This is a genomic window from Mumia sp. zg.B53, from assembly GCF_019550935.1.
GTDB lineage: Bacteria > Actinomycetota > Actinomycetes > Propionibacteriales > Nocardioidaceae > Mumia.
The window spans coordinates 1,155,140-1,172,714 of record NZ_JAHWCK010000001.1 but is presented as its reverse complement, the minus strand read 5'-3'; the positions used below and the strand labels follow the sequence as shown (position 1 = coordinate 1,172,714).

16 protein-coding genes are annotated in these 17,575 nt (G+C 71.4%); 8 read left to right on the top strand and 8 right to left on the bottom strand.

Annotation, left to right across the window (positions count from 1 at the left end; genetic code table 11):
- Positions 1–126: 126 nt before the first annotated feature.
- Positions 127–579 (top strand): GNAT family N-acetyltransferase, encoded by a 453-nt coding sequence (locus KV102_RS05600; RefSeq protein WP_220345543.1) that lies wholly within the window; start codon positions 127–129, stop codon positions 577–579.
- A gap of 93 nt (positions 580–672) precedes the next feature.
- Here KV102_RS05600 and KV102_RS05595 read toward each other — a convergent pair whose 3' ends face one another.
- The gene (locus KV102_RS05595; RefSeq protein ID WP_220342407.1) at positions 673–897 is read right to left on the bottom strand and encodes a hypothetical protein; all 225 of its coding nucleotides are present in this window, start codon (positions 895–897) and stop codon (positions 673–675) included.
- Positions 898–984: 87 nt separating this feature from the next.
- Positions 985–2,217 carry a FlgD immunoglobulin-like domain containing protein gene (locus tag KV102_RS05590; RefSeq protein WP_220345542.1) on the bottom strand — a complete coding sequence of 411 codons (1,233 nt, stop codon included), beginning with the start codon at positions 2,215–2,217 and terminating at the stop codon, positions 985–987.
- Between the two features lie 229 nt (positions 2,218–2,446).
- Between KV102_RS05590 and KV102_RS05585 the strand changes: the two genes are divergently transcribed.
- The 3 genes from KV102_RS05585 to KV102_RS05575 are packed head-to-tail and all read left to right on the top strand — an operon-like array spanning position 2,447 to position 4,964.
- A complete protein-coding gene (locus KV102_RS05585; protein ID WP_220342405.1) occupies positions 2,447–3,391 on the top strand; it encodes an aliphatic sulfonate ABC transporter substrate-binding protein in 945 nt (314 codons plus the stop codon).
- On the top strand, positions 3,388–4,278 hold the full coding sequence (locus tag KV102_RS19525; RefSeq protein WP_220342404.1) for an ABC transporter permease: 891 nt from the start codon (positions 3,388–3,390) through the stop codon (positions 4,276–4,278). The genes KV102_RS05585 and KV102_RS19525 overlap by 4 nt, the downstream gene beginning before the upstream one ends.
- Positions 4,275–4,964: an ABC transporter ATP-binding protein gene (locus KV102_RS05575; RefSeq protein ID WP_308290234.1), complete on the top strand. Its 690-nt coding sequence runs from the start codon at positions 4,275–4,277 to the stop codon at positions 4,962–4,964. Before KV102_RS19525 ends, KV102_RS05575 begins: the two co-directional genes overlap by 4 nt.
- A 12-nt stretch (positions 4,965–4,976) precedes the next feature.
- Here KV102_RS05575 and KV102_RS05570 read toward each other — a convergent pair whose 3' ends face one another.
- Positions 4,977–5,888, bottom strand: coding sequence for an ornithine cyclodeaminase family protein (locus KV102_RS05570; RefSeq protein ID WP_220345541.1), 912 nt, complete (start codon positions 5,886–5,888; stop codon positions 4,977–4,979).
- 94 nt (positions 5,889–5,982) lie between these two features.
- On the opposite strand from KV102_RS05570, the gene KV102_RS05565 reads away from it, so the two are divergent.
- Entirely contained in the window at positions 5,983–8,115 is a 2,133-nt protein-coding gene (locus tag KV102_RS05565; protein WP_301021757.1) for a UvrD-helicase domain-containing protein, read from the top strand.
- Between the two features lie 9 nt (positions 8,116–8,124).
- Here KV102_RS05565 and KV102_RS05560 read toward each other — a convergent pair whose 3' ends face one another.
- On the bottom strand, positions 8,125–8,634 hold the full coding sequence (locus tag KV102_RS05560; protein WP_220342400.1) for a flavodoxin domain-containing protein: 510 nt from the start codon (positions 8,632–8,634) through the stop codon (positions 8,125–8,127).
- A 106-nt stretch (positions 8,635–8,740) separates the two neighbouring features.
- On the opposite strand from KV102_RS05560, the gene KV102_RS05555 reads away from it, so the two are divergent.
- The 3 genes from KV102_RS05555 (at position 8,741) to KV102_RS05545 (ending at position 13,012) form a co-directional block, all read left to right on the top strand.
- Entirely contained in the window at positions 8,741–10,420 is a 1,680-nt protein-coding gene (locus KV102_RS05555; RefSeq protein ID WP_220345539.1) for a metallophosphoesterase, read from the top strand.
- Between the two features lie 79 nt (positions 10,421–10,499).
- Entirely contained in the window at positions 10,500–11,093 is a 594-nt protein-coding gene (locus tag KV102_RS05550; RefSeq protein WP_220342398.1) for a hypothetical protein, read from the top strand.
- 8 nt (positions 11,094–11,101) lie between these two features.
- Complete coding sequence (locus tag KV102_RS05545) at positions 11,102–13,012, top strand: anthranilate synthase family protein (RefSeq protein WP_220345538.1); 1,911 nt, start codon at positions 11,102–11,104, stop codon at positions 13,010–13,012.
- Between the two features lie 64 nt (positions 13,013–13,076).
- Here the strand turns inward: KV102_RS05545 and KV102_RS05540 are convergent, their stop codons facing one another.
- From KV102_RS05540 to KV102_RS05525, 4 genes are all read right to left on the bottom strand, one after another.
- Positions 13,077–14,402: a S1C family serine protease gene (locus KV102_RS05540; RefSeq protein ID WP_220342396.1), complete on the bottom strand. Its 1,326-nt coding sequence runs from the start codon at positions 14,400–14,402 to the stop codon at positions 13,077–13,079.
- Between the two features lie 62 nt (positions 14,403–14,464).
- Entirely contained in the window at positions 14,465–15,880 is a 1,416-nt protein-coding gene (locus KV102_RS05535) for a cell wall metabolism sensor histidine kinase WalK (RefSeq protein WP_220345537.1), read from the bottom strand.
- A gap of 16 nt (positions 15,881–15,896) precedes the next feature.
- A complete protein-coding gene (locus KV102_RS05530; RefSeq protein WP_220342394.1) occupies positions 15,897–16,589 on the bottom strand; it encodes a response regulator transcription factor in 693 nt (230 codons plus the stop codon).
- A gap of 100 nt (positions 16,590–16,689) precedes the next feature.
- Positions 16,690–17,574 (bottom strand): fructosamine kinase family protein, encoded by an 885-nt coding sequence (locus KV102_RS05525; protein ID WP_220342393.1) that lies wholly within the window; start codon positions 17,572–17,574, stop codon positions 16,690–16,692.
- Position 17,575 lies beyond the last annotated feature (1 nt).

Below are 17,575 nucleotides of genomic sequence, written 5' to 3'. Positions count from 1 at the left end.
CGCAGCTCGTCGCGATCGAGGACGCGGAGGACTCCGATCCGATCCCCCTCCACCCCGGCTCGCAGCGGGCCATCGACGACCTGAAGTAGGACAATCCTCCTCGCGGGGCTGCGCCAGACTGGGCACGTGCAGCTCCGCGAGGCAGGCCCCGAGGACGCCGATGCGCTGACCGACTGTGAGGAGGTGGCGTACGGCACCGGGCTGGCGCACGTGTTCGGCGACCTGCCGTGGCCGCGCGACGGGATCCGGCGGCGATGGGTCGCCGAGCTGGCTGATCCGGGCGTGACGACGCTCGTCGTGGACGACTCCGGCGGCCGCATCCTCGGGTTCGCGACGTACGACGACCAGGTGCTCCGGCACCTCGGCGTGGTGCCGGAACGGTGGGGGAGCGGCCTCGCCGGCCGCTTGCACGACGAGGTGCTGCGGCGCCGCGGCGCTCAACCGATCCGGCTCTGGGTGCTGGAGGAGAACACCCGCGCCCGCCGGTTCTATGCGCGGCGTGGCTGGGTCGAGGACGGGCGGCGGTCGATCAGCGAGTGGCCCCCGCACCCGGTCGAGGTCGGCTACTCGAAGCGATGAATCGATCGGCCGTGCTGCGCCGCTGAACGACGACGGACCCGGCTCGCATCGTGCACGAGCCGGGTCCGTCGCGAGTTCACCGGTTGGGGTGACTCACTTGCTGGGTTCGATGTCGCAGTCGACCTTCGGGTTGGCGCCCACGTAGTTGAGCGGGCCGGCGACGATCGTGACGGCGATCGTGCTGACCTTGGTGCAGTCGGCGTCGGTGCCGCGGAAGTAGCCGCGCTGCGCTGCTGCCAGCGCACCGATCACGAGCCACACCACGACGAGGACGGTGACGATCTGACTAACGGACGTCTTGCGAGACGAACGGACCATTGATGGCCTCCTGGGAGACGGTCCGCCGCGGGGTCGGCGGACGCCCATCAAGGTAGTGATAACAGGCGTCCGCCGCAGATCGCGGGGTCAGCGACGCGCCTGGGACGCCGGTCCTCCGGCGACACGGGCGCCGCGCGCGGTCGGGTCGACGAGCGTGCGGTACGTCGCCGTCACGCGCAGCCACTTCACGTCGTACCGTCCGCCTTCGAATGTGGCGATGCCGAACGTGATGAACCCGTGGCTGTCGACGAAGCGCTGGAGGTTGCGGCCGTGGGCGGAGAAGACCGTACGGGTGCCGTACGCGGGCTTGAGGCGACGCACGCGGCTGATGTCGTTCCAGTCGCTGGTGATCCCGAAGCCGACGGCAGCGTTCTTGCGTGCCTTCGTGTGGCCGGCCCCGACCGCCTTGAACGTGATCGCGCTGTAGTCGTACGCGCCGCGCATGCCGACGCTGAAGCGCGCCTCGGTGCCCGAGCGCGAGGGCTTGCTCTTGCAGCGGTGGTTGCTGGAGACCGAGATCGACTTCTTCCACGCCTTGCCCTTGCGGGCCGGCTTCACGATCTTGCCGCACCTGCCGACGTACGGGTAGTACAGGAAGGCCTTGGGCGAGATCCGCTCGGTGACCTTCCGGGTCACGAGGCGCTTGGCCGACACGGTGACGGCGCGGGGAGCGCTGTAGCCGACGAGGCCGTCGGCGTCGACGTACCGCGAGCGGACGCGGTAGGTGCCGGCGGGCACGATGGCGCCCACGCTGGAGCGGCCGGCCCACCGCGCGGTACGGCCGGCAGCCGACCAGACCACGGCACCCGAGGCGTTGAGCACCTGCACCGCGGCGGACGCAGGTGTCTCGGTCGTCGGCGTGACGCCGGTGAGCGTGATCGCGTCGCGGTAGCCGTCGTTCCACGGGAACACGCTCGTGGCCGAGACCGCGGGGGCCGCGGCGGACTTCGGCGCGACGAGGTTCACTCGGACCGTCGACTCGTCGGCGAGCGGGGTCGCGGCGTCGGAGGCGCGCAGCGTGGCGACGTACGACCCGTCGGCGACCGCAGTGCCCGCAGTCGTGCGGGCGTCCCACGTGGCGCTGGTCGTGCCGGCGGCCAGGTCGCCCAGGTCGGTCGAGGCGACGACGGCGGACGAGCCGACCCGACGGATCTCGAGGAGCACGGCGGTCATCGCCTCCGGCACCTCGAACGAGAAGGCGGCCGGTCCGCTGGTCGGCGTGACGACGCCCGGTGTCGCCGGGCCGGCGACCGCGGGAGCCGGCAACGAGGCCAGGGGGACGAGAGCAAGGGCGAGAGCTGGGACAAGGGCGCGACGCATGGCCACCTCGGGTGGTAGGGCCCGCCGGAGTTGGCGGGCGGACACACACTAGGGGACCCGGACGGCGTTCCAACGGGTTCGTTCTCCGATCGTGACCACGCGATCCGGCGGGAGCCGTCGATCGACGCGTCCCTCGGTGTTTCTCCCGCGGCGAGCGCAACCCTGCCGGTGACGCGAAGTCCTCGCAAGACTGGCCGCCGTCGCTTCGTCGAGACCTCCGAGGACCCTCATGCGCAGAACCACCGCCACCCTGACCGCCGCCGTCGCGCTGCTGATGTCGAGCTGGCTGAGCGCGTGCGGCGGCGGGGACGACGCCGACGCCGACGAGCCGCTCCAGGTCGGCTACCAACGCTTCGGCGGTCTGAGCCTCGTGAAGGCGCGCAACGCCGCTCGTGGTGCGGAGTGGTCGCTCTTCGAGAGCGGCCCGGCGCTGACCGAGGCGCTGAAGGCCGGGGCGGTCGACATCGGGCAGACCGGCGAGGCGCCGCCCATCTTCGCCGCCGCCGGCAAGACCGACTTCACCATCATCGCGACCTCCGCACCCGTCCCGAAGGGCGAAGCGGTGCTCGTGAAGGAGAAGAGCGGCTTCACGTCGTTCGAGGATCTCAAGGGCAAGACCGTCGCCCTCAACAAGGGCTCCAACGTCCACTGGCTCCTCGTGAAGCTCCTCGAGGCGCACGACATGACGATCGACGACATCGACGTGAAGTACCTCAAGCCCGCTGAGGCGCGACCCGCGTTCGACAACGACCAGGTCGACGCCTGGATCATCTGGGACCCGTACTTCGCGCTCGCAGAGCAGCCCGGCGTGAAGGTGCTCGCGGACGCGACGGGCCTGGCGAACAACCGCGAGTACGTGCTCGTCTCCCCGGAGGCGCTCGAGGAGAAGCCGGAGCAGATCGAGGAGTTCCTCCGGACGTACCGCGAGGTCACCGACTGGGGCATCGCGAACCCCGAGGAGCGGGCCGACCTGCTCGCTCCGGAGCTCAAGATCCCGCGGGAGACGGCGGCACGTGCGCTCGCCCGCAGCGCCCAGCCGTTAGCGGCGCTCACCCCGGAGATCGGTGCCGAGATCCAGACGATCGCCGACGGTTTCGCGGACCTCGACCTGATCCCTGGCCCCGTCGATGTCGCCGGCCGCGTGGACGACAGGTACTCGGAGATCCTCGAGTGACCGAGGCGCCGACCGCCGTGACCGGCGGGGTGACCCTGCCCGAAGCCGCCAGGTCGGTCTCCGCGGGGTCCACGGGCCAGGCCCCGGGGGGACGACCGACCGCGGCCCGTCGACGTGCCCGCACGGAGGCGTGGTTGCGCCGACTGCGGCTGGTCACCCCGCTGGTCCTGGCGGGCGCCTGGGAGCTGCTGGCACAGACCCGCATCGTGTCGCCCGACAAGCTGCCTCCGCCGAGCGAGGTCCTGGCGGCGGGTTGGCGTCTGACGCAGGACGGCAGCCTGCCCGCGCACGTGTACGAGTCCCTCACCCGCGCGCTCGTCGGACTGTTGATCGGCGGCGGACTGGCGCTCGTGCTCGGGGCATTCGCAGGGCTGGTCCGCGTCGGCGACGCGCTCGTCGACCCGACCGTGCAGATGGCCCGGATGCTTCCTCACCTCGGCCTCGTCCCGCTGCTCATCATCTGGCTCGGCATCGGGGAGCCGCTCAAGATCACGCTGGTGGCGCTCGGCGCCTTCTTCCCGATCTACCTGAATCTCTACGCCGGGATACGCAACATCGACGAGCGACTGGTGGAGGCGGCACGCACCTGTGGGTTGTCGGCAGCGGAGCGGATCCGGCACGTGGTGATCCCGGGCACGATGCCGTCGCTGTTCCTGGGTCTGCGCCTCGCGTTCGCCGCCGGGTGGCTGAGCCTGGTGGTCGGCGAGCAGGTCAACACCGACTCGGGGCTCGGTTTCATGATGATGGAGGCGCGCGAGTTCTCCCAGACGGAGATCGTGCTTCTCGGCCTTCTGGCGTACGCCGTCCTCGGGCTGCTGTCCGACCTCGTGCTGCGGGTCGCGGAGAGGAGGGCGCTGTCGTGGCGACGGGGACTGCAGGCTTCGTGACAGCACGAGACGTACGCCGGAGCTTCGGCGACGTGGTCGTGCTGGACGGAGTCGACCTCGACCTGGAGCGCGGCGAGGTCGTCGTGCTGCTCGGCGCGAGCGGTTCCGGAAAGAGCACACTGTTGCGCATCCTCGCGGGACTCGACCGCGAGGCGACCGGGGCGCTCGACGTACCGCCGTCGCACGCTGTCGTCTTCCAGGAGCACCGCCTCCTGCCCTGGAAGCGGGTCTCGGCCAACGTCGCACTGGGAGTCCGCGGTCCGAACGTGGCCCAACGGGTCTCAGGGGCACTGTCCGAGGTCGGGCTCGTCGACCGCGGTGAGGCGTGGCCGGGGGAGCTCTCGGGCGGCCAGTCGCAACGCGTGGCGATCGCACGAGCGCTCGTCCGACGCCCCGACCTGCTGTTGTTGGACGAGCCGTTCGGAGCACTCGACGCCCTGAACCGCCTCAAGATGCAGCGGCTGTTCCGCGAGCTGCAGTCGGCGCACGCATTCGCCGCGCTGCTCGTCACGCACGACGTCGACGAGGCGGTCCTGCTGGCGGACCGTCTGCTGGTGCTGGAAGACGGTCGGATCATCGAGGAGATCGACGTCCCCCTCGCGCACCCGCGCACGGTGGACGACCCGCGGTTCGGCGCACTGAGGCGGCGCCTGCTGACCTTGCTCAACGTGCCGCTGGACGTCTAGACGCGCCCGGCGTCAGTCGAGACCGGCGAGCTTCGCCAGCAGATAGGGCTCGGTGCCCGCGAGGCCGACCGAGTAGAAGAGGCACACCTCGTCACGCGAGCTGCGTCCCGTCGCCGCCCCGTCGAGAACCGCGCCGAGCTCGACCAGGTGGTCCTCGACCCGTGTCCCGACGATGGTGCTCGGTGGGTCGTAACCGACGGCCTGCGCCCGTGAGTCAGTGACCACCACGTCGGCCGACTCCAGCAGGCCGGTCTCGATCTCGTGACGGCCCATCTGCTTGGGACCGAGCGTCGCGACGTACGCACCGGGGACGAGCCACTCGGCGGCGATCACCGGAGTCGGGCTCGTGGTCGCGCAGACGACGACGTCGGCGCCGTCCACGGCGTCGCGGGCGGAGGTGGCGGGGACGCAGGCGACGCCGTGCTCTTCTCGCACCCGTCGGGCGAACGCGGCACGGTGGCCCTGGTCGCGGGCGAACACCCGCACCTCCGCCAGGTCGCGGACCGCGGCGATCGCCCACAGCTGCGTCCACGCCTGCGTGCCCGCCCCGATCAACGCGAGGCGGGACGCGTCGGGGTTTGCGAGGACGTCGGCGGCAGCACCGCCGAGGGCACCCGTACGACGCGGGCCGAGCTCGGCGCCGATCGCGACCGCGTGGACCCGGCCGGTCTCCGCGTCGTGCACGACCACGACCTGCTCGCCGGTGACCAGTCCGAACGTGTCGTAGGCCCGGTAGCCGTACCAGGATCCGTCGAGGTGGCCCGCGGTGACCACGAGGGCCCCGCCTCCGAGGTCGGCTCGTACCCGAGCCGGCGCGTGGAGGTCGCCGCGGTGCGCTGCCACCGCCGCGTCCTTCATCCAGGTCACGGCGTCCCGGGCGCGCACGGTCGCGAGCACCGTGGAGTCTGTCATCAGCTGGGCCATGCGACATCCTCTCGGGAGGCGCGTGGGAATGTCCCGCCCCCCGGATAGACTTGTGTGTTCTGTCCCCAGGTGTGTGACGTTATCGAGGAGCTCCGTGTCGGACCAACCCAACTCGTCGTCGGCCGAGCAGCGCGAGATCGCTGACGAGCAGGCGTACGTCGACGTCGTCTACGGCCGGCTCGAGGAGTCGACGAAGGCTGCGCAGGCACTCGCTCGGGAGGGGTACGCCCGTGGCCACGTCGGCCACGAGGGCGGGCTGGTCGAGCGCGACGCGATGGTCTACCAGGCGTCCAAGCGGATTGCGGCGCTCAACGCCGCCCACGAGGGCCTGGTCTTCGGCCGGCTCGACCTGGTCGACGGCGTCAAGCGCTACATCGGCCGCATCGGCGTCCGGGACGCCGAGCGTGAGGTGCTCCTCATCGACTGGCGAGCACCGGCGGCATCGGTCTTCTACCAGGCGACGGCGCAGGACCCTGCCGGTGTCGTACGCCGCCGCGTCCTCCGCAGCCGGGGTGCGACCGTGGTGGGTGTCGAGGACGAGCTGCTCGACGGCGACAACGCACCCGCTGACATGGTCGTCGTGGGGGAGGGCGCGCTGCTCGCGAGCCTGAGCCGGGCCCGCGACGCGTCGATGCACTCCGTCGTCGCGACCATCCAGAAGGAGCAGGACGAGGCGATCCGCGCACCCAGCCGTGGCGCGACCACCATCGGTGGTGGCCCTGGCACGGGCAAGACGGTCGTGGCGCTGCACCGCGCGGCCTACCTCCTCTACGTCGACCGCCGTCGCTTCGAGTCCGGTGGCGTCCTTGTCGTCGGGCCGTCCGGCGTCTTCATGGGCTACATCGAGCGCGTCCTCCCCAGCCTTGGCGAGACCTCGGTGACGCTGCGATCGCTGGGTGAGGTGGTCGACGGCGTCTCGGGTCGGCGCCACGACGCCCCCGCCGTGGCCGCGGTCAAGGGATCCGCACGGATGCTCCAGGTGCTGTCCCGGGTGGCCCGCAGCGCCCAGCCGGGTGAGCCGACCGCGTTCCGCTACTTCTACCGCGACGACGTGCTGCGCCTCGACGCGCAGGCGCTCGACCGCCTACGGCGTCAGCTCCTCTCGGGCCAGCAGCGCAACCGGGCGTACGGCAAGGTCCAGCAGACCCTGCTCGACGCGCTCTGGTCGCAGGTGGAGGGCGAGCGGGCGCTCGAGAAGGAGCGGGACGAGTTCGACAAGGTGCTCACCACCGACGACGCGTTCCTCGACTTCGCCACCGCGTGGTGGCCGCCGCTCGACGCCGTCGACGTGTGGGAGACCCTCGGTGATCCCGAGACGCTGCGGCGCTCCGCCGAGGGCATCCTCAAGCGCAGCGAGATCGACCTGCTCGCCACGTCGTGGCGCAGCGCCGACGGCACCCCGTCCGTCGAGGACGTGCCCTTGATCGACGAGCTGCGCTACCTGCTCGGCGAGGTCTCGGCCGCCGACGGCGACGACGACCCGTACGACGTCAAGCAGCTCATGTCGTTCGAGCGTGAGGAGGCTGCGGTCCGCAAACAGCGGTCGACGCAGTCCATCGAGGACGACTCGTACGCGCACGTGCTCGTCGACGAGGCGCAGGACCTGTCGCCGATGCAGTGGCGGATGCTCGGCCGTCGTGGCAAGTACGCCAGCTGGACCATCGTCGGCGATGCCGCGCAGTCGTCCTGGCCATACCCCGACGAGGCCGCCCGGGCGCGGACCGCGGCCCTGGACGGCAAGGAGGAGCACCACTTCCGGCTCTCCACGAACTACCGCAACTCCGCCGAGATCTACGACCTCGCCGCCCAGGTGGCGCGGGTCGCGATCCCGGGGGCCGACACCCCCGACGCCGTGCGCCGTACGGGCGAGGAGCCCCGGCACGAGGTCGTCGAGGCTGCCGCGGTGTGGTCGGCCGTCCGCAGAGGCGTGCGCGACCTCGCCGAGCGGGTGGAGGGCACGATCGCCGTCGTCGTCCCGACCGGCCGCCGTGAGGAGGGCACCGCCGAGCTCGCCGAGGAGCTGCACGACCTGGACCGGCTGCGGGTGCTCGACGGTCTGGACACCAAGGGTCTGGAGTTCGACGCGGTGGTCCTGGTCGAGCCGGACGAGGTCGTCGCCGAGTCGGAGGCCGGGTGGCGCACGCTGTACGTCGTGCTGACCCGTGCGACCCAGCTCCTGCTCACCGTCGGGTCCACCCGCCACTGGTTGGACCGCGTCGAGGCCTGACCGCAGGAGTCACCGCACGACGGCGGCGAGCTCGGTGCCCCACGCTCGGGCGCTGTCGAGCTCTCCGTCGGCGAGCGGCCCCTCGTACCCGTGGACGCCGAACGTCCGCGCCTTCGCGGCCGGTTCGAAACCGCGTGCCACCAACCGCTTGAGCGCCTTCTTGGCGGCCGACCCGGGCAGTCGGGGCGAGACCGTACGGGTGTCGAAGGCCGCGACGCGAACGGCTCTGCCGGGTGACGGGAGTGCGTCGATCCACTCTCTGATTCCCCAGTCAGGGAGGTGTGGCGCGCCACGCTCGCGCCCGGACTCACGGGTGGCCCCACTCGACATGCCGAACGCGTGGGTCGGACCGCCGACCACGAGGAGGGCGAGATCTGGGTCGAGACCGACGTCCGGCCCGGCTTCGGCGACCGTGACCGCGTCGTCGCCGAACGTGGAGGCGATGCCGTCGGCGATCGCGCGTGCGACCGACTCGGTGTTGCCCCAGAGAGACTCGTAGACCACCAGCGCCAGCACCATGACGACCTCCCGGAGCCCAGCGTAGGGTGCCGCCGAGGATCTGCACCACAGATCAGGACGGACACCGCCGCCCCTGCGCGTGGTGCGGTGCGAGAGACTTGAGGCGATGCCTGAGCAGAACGACCGACCCGCTCCCGCCGGCTCCCCGTCGATGCCCGCGCGCCGTCGCCGACACGCGTGGCTGCCCATCCTCGCCCTGGTGCTCGTCGGCCTCGTGGTCTCCGGCGGTGTGGCACTGACGACCTTCACCAACGCCCACCGCACCGTGGTCGTGGGTGCGCACACCGGTGTCGTCACGCCGACGTTCGACGGGCACGCGACGCTCGACTTCGGGTCGGTGCTCCCGCAGATCCGGATGCCGATCGACACACAGCTGTCGGTCGGCGTGACCATCGACATCGGCGACACCCAGGCCAACGACCTCAACGAGCTCGTCGCCCGCGACGCCGTCATCGCCTCCCAGCCCGAGGCCGAGATCGACCAGATCAGCGGGGTGGTCCGCGACATCGCGGTCGCCTCGGCGCTGCGCGGGCTCGGGGCCGGTCTCGCCGTCGCGCTCCTCCTCGTCGCCGGATGGGTGCTGCTCGGGCGTCGTCGCCGCCACGAGGTCGCCGAGCGCGTCCGGGGCTTCGTCGCTCGCCGTACGGTTCCGCACGCGCCGCTGCGGACCATGGTCGCGTTCGGTCTCGTGACCGTCCTGGCCGCGGTCCTGCTGACCTGGCCCGAGCCGGCCGACGAGTCGGTGACGCAGACCCGCTGGCGTCCGCTGACGGAGGTCTATCCGCAGATCCCCGACGACCTCGCGCTCGACAGGCTCCAGATCTCCTCCGGGAGCGCGACCGACGCCAGCCGGGCGATCGTCGAGTCGGCGATCACGACGTACGAGACGTCGGTGACCTTCTACGGCGCCCTCGCGGACCGCGTGCCGGAGGTCGCCGAGCAACTCCGCAAGCCCGCGGACGGGGAGATCGTGGCGGTCCTCGTCGCCGACCGGCACGACAACATCGGCATGGACAAGGTCGTCCGGGCGGTTGCCGACGAGGTCGACGCCTCCTTGCTCATCGACGCCGGCGACGACACGTCGACCGGGGGGTCGTGGGAGGGCTTCAGCATCCGCTCGCTCGCTCAGCAGTTCCGCGACGTGCCCACCGTGGCCGTCGCCGGCAACCATGACGAGGGCGACTTCGTCGCCGAGCAGATGAAGAAGGACGGCTTCGAGGTCCTCGACGGCAAGCCGGTCGACGTCGAGGGCATCCGGTTCCTCGGATACAGCGACCCGCGCAGCTCGGGATTCACCGCGGGATGGTCCCAGGGCTCGTCCTCGATCATCGAGCAGGGACGCGAGCTCACCGAGACGGCGTGCGAGGACGGCTCCATCAGCACGGTCGTCGTCCACAGCCCTACCACCGGCGAGGAGGTCGCGCGCTCAGGGTGCGTCGACCTGGTGCTGTCCGGCCACCTCCACGTCCAGCGCGGGCCTACCGTTCTCACGGCTGAGGACGGTCGGCGCACCGTGACGTTCACCAATGCCAGCACTGGTGGCGCTGCGTTCGCCTTCGCCCTCGGGAGCAAGCTCAGGCGGCAGGCGCAGGCCACGCTGATCACCTACCGGGATGGACGGCCCGTGGGGCTGCAGCCGGTGAACTTCATCCCCGACGGCACCATCCAGGTCACGCCGTACGTGCCGGTCGACGTCACTTCCGACGCGCCGGCTCCGACGACGCCGACGCCGACGACGCCGGCTCCGACGCCGACCTCGGCGCCCACACCCGCTCCTGCCGGGTAGTCCGGCCCGGGGCGGCTCCGGGTCGTCTCCGGGGCTTCACCGGTGGTGCCTGCGCACGGCGCGGACCGACCGTGGACAGATGACACCGTTCGTGGCACCCCGCCCCCGCCAGCCGCTCGTCGTCGGCCCGGCGATCGTCGCACCGCTGCTCCTCGTGCTGTCGGGGCTCCTGCGGGTCGTCGACGGCCTCGACGGGTCGTACGGCGGCGCGGTGCGCGAGGTCGGCCTCGCGATGCTGCTCTTCGCGTTCGTGCTGCTCGGTCTGGTCGCGATCGGGCTCGCGCGGGTCCTCGCCGGGCGACGGTCGCCCGTACCGTCCGGGCTGCGTACCGCGGCGCTGGTGTCGGGGACCAGCGGCGCCGCCGCGTCTGCGTGGACGGTGCTGGGACACCTCTATCCCGCCATCGCCGACGTGACACCGCCGGCGGTGCCCGTGGGCGTCGTCGGCCCGGGGCTTCTCGGACTCGGAGCGGTGGGCATGCTCGTGCTCCTGACCGCCGTCCCAAGAGGCGGGCAGGACGCCAGGACGGAGCCAGGCGTGCGCTACGCTCTCGCCTATGAACGCACGGACCACACTCGGTTGGTGGCGCCACCTCTAGGTGGCGTCTCGTGCACATCCCAGACCCCGCCTCCTCGGCCGTGTCTGGTGAGCCCGTCGGCCGACGAACCCTAGGACCGACGATGCCCTCTCCTCACGACTCGGCTGCCGAGACCGCTGCGGCGCTCGAGCAGCTGATGGCTCTGCCGTCGTACGCGATCATCCGTGTCCGCGACTCCGACCGGGTCGTCCTGATCGGCGGAGCCCGTACCGATGTCGACTCGTTGATGGACGTCCCGCTGAGCGACCCGGTCGACGGCGCACCCGCTTCGTACGACAGCCTCGTGCTCGTTCCCTACCGGCAGGTCCGCGAGCGCGGGTTCGAGGCTCACGACGACGGCACCCCGTTGTCGGTGATCGCGGCCGAGACGTCGACCGACGTGGCGCTGGACGAGCTCCTCGCCGTCCTCCCCGACGGAGAGCTCGCTCCCGCCGACAAGGGCGGCTTCGAGACCGACGACGCGACGTACGCCGAGATGGTCCGGACCGTGATCGACGCCGAGATCGGTCAGGGCGAGGGCGCCAACCTGGTGATCGGCCGGCACTACCGGGCGCGGCTCGCCGACTGGGGCCCGGCCGCCGCTCTGACGGTCCTGCGCCGTCTGCTGGAGCGGGAGCGGGGCGCCCACTGGACGTTCCTGGTGTTCACCGGCGACCGCTACCTGATCGGTGCGAGCCCCGAGCGTCACGTCAGTGTCGACGCCGGGCAGGTCAGGATGAACCCGATCTCGGGCACGTTCCGGCTGCGCGGGCTGGAGAGCCAGGCCGACCGCAAGCGCGAGCTGCTGCGGTTCCTCGGCGACGAGAAGGAGATCTACGAGCTCTTCATGGTCGTCGACGAGGAGCTCAAGATGATGTGCGACATCTGCTCGGAGGGCGGCCTGGTGCTGGGCCCGTACCTGAAGCCGATGACCCACCTCGTCCACACCGAGTACCTGCTCGCCGGGCGGACCCACCGTGACGTCCGTGAGGTGCTTCGCGATTCGATGTTCGCGGCGACCGTCACTGGCAGCCCGGTCGAGAACGCCTGCCGGCTCATCACCAAGTACGAGCAGGAGGGCCGCGGCTACTACGCGGCGGCGGCGGCGCTGCTCGGACGCGACGCGCAGGGGCGTCCGACAGCCGACTCTCCGATCCTCATCCGGACCGCCGACGTGGACCTCGAGGGCAACCTCACCGTGACCGCGGGGGCGACGCTGGTCCGCGACTCCGACCCGGACCACGAGACGGCGGAGACGCACGCCAAGGCCGCAGGGGTGCTGAGCGCCTTCGGCCTCGTGCCCGCGGCGCCGGCGCCGATCGAGGGCTTCGACGCGTTCGCCCACGACGACGAGGTCCTGATCGCGCTCGGGTCGCGCAACCAGCGGTTGAGCCAGTTCTGGCTGTCGGACCAGTCGGGCACTGCGCCGGCCGACTCCCTGGCGGGCACCCGGGCGGTCGTCCTCGACAACGAGGACGACTTCGTCAACATGCTGTCGCACCTGCTCGGCGTGCTGGGGATCAGCACCGACGTCGTCCGCCACGAGGACTACGACGGCCCGGAGACCTTCGACGGGTACGACTTGGTCGTCATCGGACCCGGTCCCGGTGACCCCCGCGACCTCGACGATCCCAAGATCGCGACCGTACGACGCGCCGTCGACGACCTGCTGGAGACAGGTCGTCGGTTCCTCGCGGTCTGCCTCGGCCACCAGGTGCTGTGCGGCGCGCTCGGTCTGGACCTCGCCTACAAGGACATCGTGTTCCAGGGGACGCAGTCGGCGCTGCCGCTCCGCGGTCGTACGGAGACCGTCGGCTTCTACAACACGTTCGTGGCGCGTGAGCCGGGCGACGGGCTGCCCGACCGCGTCACCGTGGAGGTCGACCCGGCGTCCGGCGACGTCCACACGGTGGCTGGGCCGACGTTCCGCGGGATCCAGTTCCACGCGGAGTCGATCCTCACCCAGCACGGCGACCGGGTCATCGGTGAGCTGGTGTCCGAGCTGCTCGGCTGACCACCCCAGGTTGACAGAAGGGCCGTACGCACCTTGTGCGTACGGCCCTTCTGAGCGTTCTGGATCAGGAGCCCAGCGACCCACCGTCGCTGTCGAGCGTGATCTCGGTCTTCTCCTGCTGCCCGCCGCGGGTGTAGGTCACCTGGACCTTCTCGCCCGGCTGGTAGCCGCGGATCGTCGCGACCAGCGCGTCGGAGGAGGCGATCGGCTGGTCACCGAGGCGGACGATCACGTCGCCTGCCTTGAGGCCGGCCTTGGCCGCGGCGCTGTTGTCGCTGACCGACTTCACCTCGGCACCGATGGTCGTCATGCCGTCGGACTCGACCGCGTCGGACACGGTGACGCCGATGCGGGCGTGCTCGACGGTCTTGCCCTCGACGAGCTGCGCGGCGACGTTCTTGGCGACGTCGATCGGGATCGCGAACCCGAGGCCGATGGAGCCCGACTCGCCGCTGCCGCTGGTGCGGATCGCGCTGTTGACGCCGATCACCGCGCCGTTGGCGTCGACGAGGGGACCACCGGAGTTGCCCGGGTTGATCGCCGCGTCGGTCTGGATCGCCGGGAAGACGTGGCTCGTCTCGGCGGTCTGACCGGCCTGCACCGGGCGGTTCAGCGCGGAGATGATGCCGGAGGTGACCGTGCTCTCCAGTCCGTACGGCGAGCCGATCGCGATGACATCCTGGCCCACGCGCAGGTCCGCAGAGTTGCCCAGCCTGGCGGGCTTGAGGCCGCTCTTGCCCTCCGCCTTGACGACCGCGAGGTCGGTGACCGGATCCCTGCCGACGATCTGGGCGCGGGCGATCGAGCCGTCGCTGAACGAGACGGTGATCTCACCGGAGTCGGCGGCGGCCTCGATGACGTGGTTGTTCGTCAGGATCTCGCCGTCGCTGCTGATGATGATGCCGGTGCCGCTCCCGCTGGCCTGGCCGCCCTTCACGTTGAGCTGGACCGTGGAGGGGAGGACCGTCTGGGCGACCTTCTCGACCTGCCCCTCGGGCAGCGACGCGGTGGACGCGTTCGAGGCGGTGTCCAGCGAGGACTGTGCGGTCGTCGGATTGGAGTCGTCGTTCAGCGCGTGGTAGCCGGCGGCCCCGCCGATCCCGCCGACGAGACCGGCCACGAGCGCGCCCGCGACCACCGCAGCGGCGAACCCGCCGCGTCGCTGGTTCTTCTCCGGCGGCGTGACGGACTGCGGCGTGAAGCCGAAGGGGTACGCCTGCGTGTGCTCGCCGGGGCGGTCCTGCGTGCCGGTGGCCGAGTCGTAGCGGTGCGTGTACGAGGAGCTGCCGGGAAGTCCCGTGCTGCTCGGCGCCGCGTAGGAAGGGGTGGGCTGCGACGCCGGCTGCGGAGCCGGCCCCACAGGCTCTGTTGGTCGGGACTCATCGTTCATGCCTCTAGCATGACCGCCGCGACTAAGAGGGTGCTGAGATCACCCTGGGAGCTGCAGAATAGTCACCGCTCGGCGCTCGTGGAGCGGTCCTGGTCGCCGTCGCCGCGGCGGCCGGGGATGTGCAGGGTCATGAGCGCGCCTCCGCCGGGTCCGCGCGACGCGGTGACCGTCCCGCCGTGCCGGTGGGCCGCCTGGGCGACGATCGCGAGGCCCAGTCCCGAGCCGGGCAGGCGTCGAGCCTCCCGCGAGCGGTAGAAGCGGTCGAAGACGTGCGGGAGGTCCTCGTCGCTGATGCCGGGACCCGCGTCCTGCACCGTGAGCACACCGTCCTTCAGTCGCACCTGCACCTCCCCGAGCGGCGGGCTCCACTTGGCCGCGTTGTCGAGCAGGTTGGTGACCGCGCGCTCGAGCGTGCGGGACTCGCCGATCACGATCCAGGGCTCGGTCGAGACCTCGAACGCCACGCCGGGAGCCCGCCGCTGCACGCGGTCGACCGCCGTCTCGACGACCTCCGCGAGGTCGATCGGCTCGGGGTCGGGGTCGCCGGGGTCGCGGGCGAGCTCGACGAGGTCGCCGACGAGCGTGGTGAGCTCGTCGAGCTGGGCACGGACATCGTCGATCAGCTCCTGGCGGGCCCGGCGGGACATCCCCCCGCGCTGTTCGGCCTGGCCGAGCAGCTCGATGTTGGTCCGGAGCGAGGTCAGGGGAGTCCGCAGCTCGTGTCCCGCGTCGGCCACCAGCTGCCGCTGCCGCTCCTGGGAACCCTTGAGCGCGACCATCATCTGGTTGTAGGCGACGGTGAGGCGCGCGAGGTCGTCGTGCCCGTACACCGCGATGGGACGAAGGTCCTCGGTGCGCGCGACCTGCTCGACGGCGGTCGTGAGGCGGCGCACCGGGCGCAGTCCGCCGGTGGCAACGACCGAGCCGAGCAGGCCGGCGACGAGCACGCCGAAGCCGCTCACCGCCCACAGCACGACCTGGAGCCGGGAGAGCGCCGTCTCCATGTTGGCCATCGACTGACCCACCACGAGCGCCGTGCCCGGTGCGGCTCCGACGGCGACGACGCGGTAGTGGACGCCACCGATGGTGGCCGTGCGCAGCGAGTGCGACACCCGCCCCTCGGCGACCGCCTCCTCGTCCGGCCCGATGAAGTCCCCGAAATCGCGAGACGGCGCGCCAGCGTAGATCAGCGCCATCTGGACGTCTGCGGCGGCAAGGGCCGCCTTGGGGAAGCTTCCGGAGTTGAGCTGGTCGGCGATCCCGGCACGTACGGCCGCGGCCGCCCGGAGCTTGAGGTTCTCGTCGACGCTGGACGTGAACTCGGACTCGACGCTGACGTAGATGATGGCGCTGACGAACGCGAGGGTCACGCCGACCGCGGCGGTCGTGAGGAGCGAGACGCGGGTGGCCAAGGAGACGCGCTGGGCGCGGTCGCCGACCCAACGGCGCCACGAGCGGGTGTGGGCTGCTGCCTCCATCAGCGGGATCCTCCGGTCACGGTGCTGTCTCGCGCAGGACGTAGCCGACACCGCGCACCGTGTGAAGGAGGCGAGGCTCGCCGTCGGCCTCGAGCTTGCGGCGGACGTAGCCGACGTAGACCTCCAGCGAGTTGGCGGTGGTCGGGAAGTCGAACCCCCACACCTCCTCGAGGATGAACGAGCGTTCGAGCACCCGCTTGGGGCGCTCCATGAAGAGCTCCAGCAGGGCGAACTCGGTCCGGGTCAGCGAGATGGGCCGCTCGCCCCGCATCACCTCCCGGGTGGCGGTGTTCATGGTGAGGTCGGCGAACTCGAGGACCACCTCCTCCTCGTCGGAGTCACCGGTGCGCCTCGAGCGGCGCAGCAGCGCCCGGACCCTCGCGAGGAGCTCGGCCAGCGCGAACGGCTTGGTGAGGTAGTCGTCCGCTCCGGCGTCCAGCCCGTCGACGCGCTCGTCCACGGCGTCCTTGGCCGTGAGGACGAGGATCGGGACCTCGTTGCCCGCTGCCCGCAGGGCGCGCGTCGCCTCGAGCCCGTCGAGCCGCGGCATCATCACGTCCATCACGATCGCGTCGGGGTCGATCATCGGGACGCGTGCCAGCGCCTCTGCACCGTCGGCGGCGACATCGACGTCGTAGCCGTTGAACTCCAACGACCGGCGCAGCGAGTCACGGACCGCCCGGTCGTCGTCCACCACGAGGATGCGCATGGGGCCAGGGTGCCAGGTCTGGCCCAGCAGCACCCGACCTCGTGCAGCCGGCCGGCACTCAGCGGCAGCACTCGGTTGCCGTGCTCGGCCCCACCAGCGCTCAGCCCGTGGCCCTCGGCGCTTCGCCGTCCAGGAGCTGCTCGGCCGCGGCCCGTGCCCTGGCACCGTACCCACCACCGAACAGGGCGGCGTGCACGAGCAGGGGATGGAGCTGGTGGAGCGGCACCCGCTCGTGCCACCCGTCGGCGAGCGGGAACGTCTCGATGTAGGCATCGAGGATCCGCTGGAGGTGCTGGATGCCGAACAGGGCGAGCATCGCGAGGTCGGTCTCGCGGTGGCAGCCGTGCGCGGCGGGGTCGATGAGGAAGGCGCGGTCCTCGGTCGACCACACCACGTTGCCGGACCAGAGGTCACCATGGATCCGTGCGGGCGGCTCGGGTGGGCCGGCGAAGTCGTCGATGCGACGCACGACCTCCTCGACCGGTGCCGCGTCCTCGGTGGTCATCGCGCCGCGGTCGACGGCCACCTTGAGGTAGGGCAGGATGCGCCGGGTCGTGTAGAACTCCGTCCACGTGGGCGCCGGCTTGTTGGGCAGCGGAGCCAGCCCGATGTATCCGTCACGGGGATAGCCGAACTCGTCGGCACCGGCGCGGTGGGTGGCGGCGAGTGCGCGACCGAGGCTCTCCGCCGCGTCGGCGGTCGCCTTGCCCGGCTCGATCCACGAGACGACGAGGCAGTCCGCGGACACCCCCAGCACCTGCGGCACGGGCGCCCCGGCCTCGCCGAGCCACTGCAGGCCCTCGGCCTCCGCCGTGTAGAAGTCGTGCGGCACCTGCGGACGGGTCTTCAGGACGGCGCTGCGGCCGTCGGTCAGACGCAGCCGGGTCGCGGTGTTGGTGTCCCCGCCGGCCACGGGCGTCGTCGCGACGACGGCCACACCCAGCAGTGCCTCAGCCTTCGCTGCGATGCCCCCCATGCGCGCCATG

Coding starts and splice junctions, on each gene's coding strand:
- KV102_RS05595 (WP_220342407.1), bottom strand. CDS start 897: ATGGTCCGTTCGTCTCGCAAGACGTCCGTTAGTCAGATCGTCACCGTC.
- KV102_RS05590 (WP_220345542.1), bottom strand. CDS start 2,217: ATGCGTCGCGCCCTTGTCCCAGCTCTCGCCCTTGCTCTCGTCCCCCTG.
- KV102_RS05585 (WP_220342405.1), top strand. CDS start 2,447: ATGCGCAGAACCACCGCCACCCTGACCGCCGCCGTCGCGCTGCTGATG.
- KV102_RS05570 (WP_220345541.1), bottom strand. CDS start 5,888: ATGGCCCAGCTGATGACAGACTCCACGGTGCTCGCGACCGTGCGCGCC.
- KV102_RS05560 (WP_220342400.1), bottom strand. CDS start 8,634: ATGGTGCTGGCGCTGGTGGTCTACGAGTCTCTCTGGGGCAACACCGAG.
- KV102_RS05555 (WP_220345539.1), top strand. CDS start 8,741: ATGCCTGAGCAGAACGACCGACCCGCTCCCGCCGGCTCCCCGTCGATG.
- KV102_RS05550 (WP_220342398.1), top strand. CDS start 10,500: ATGACACCGTTCGTGGCACCCCGCCCCCGCCAGCCGCTCGTCGTCGGC.
- KV102_RS05545 (WP_220345538.1), top strand. CDS start 11,102: ATGCCCTCTCCTCACGACTCGGCTGCCGAGACCGCTGCGGCGCTCGAG.
- KV102_RS05540 (WP_220342396.1), bottom strand. CDS start 14,402: ATGAACGATGAGTCCCGACCAACAGAGCCTGTGGGGCCGGCTCCGCAG.
- KV102_RS05535 (WP_220345537.1), bottom strand. CDS start 15,880: ATGGAGGCAGCAGCCCACACCCGCTCGTGGCGCCGTTGGGTCGGCGAC.
- KV102_RS05530 (WP_220342394.1), bottom strand. CDS start 16,589: ATGCGCATCCTCGTGGTGGACGACGACCGGGCGGTCCGTGACTCGCTG.
- KV102_RS05525 (WP_220342393.1), bottom strand. CDS start 17,574: ATGGCGCGCATGGGGGGCATCGCAGCGAAGGCTGAGGCACTGCTGGGT.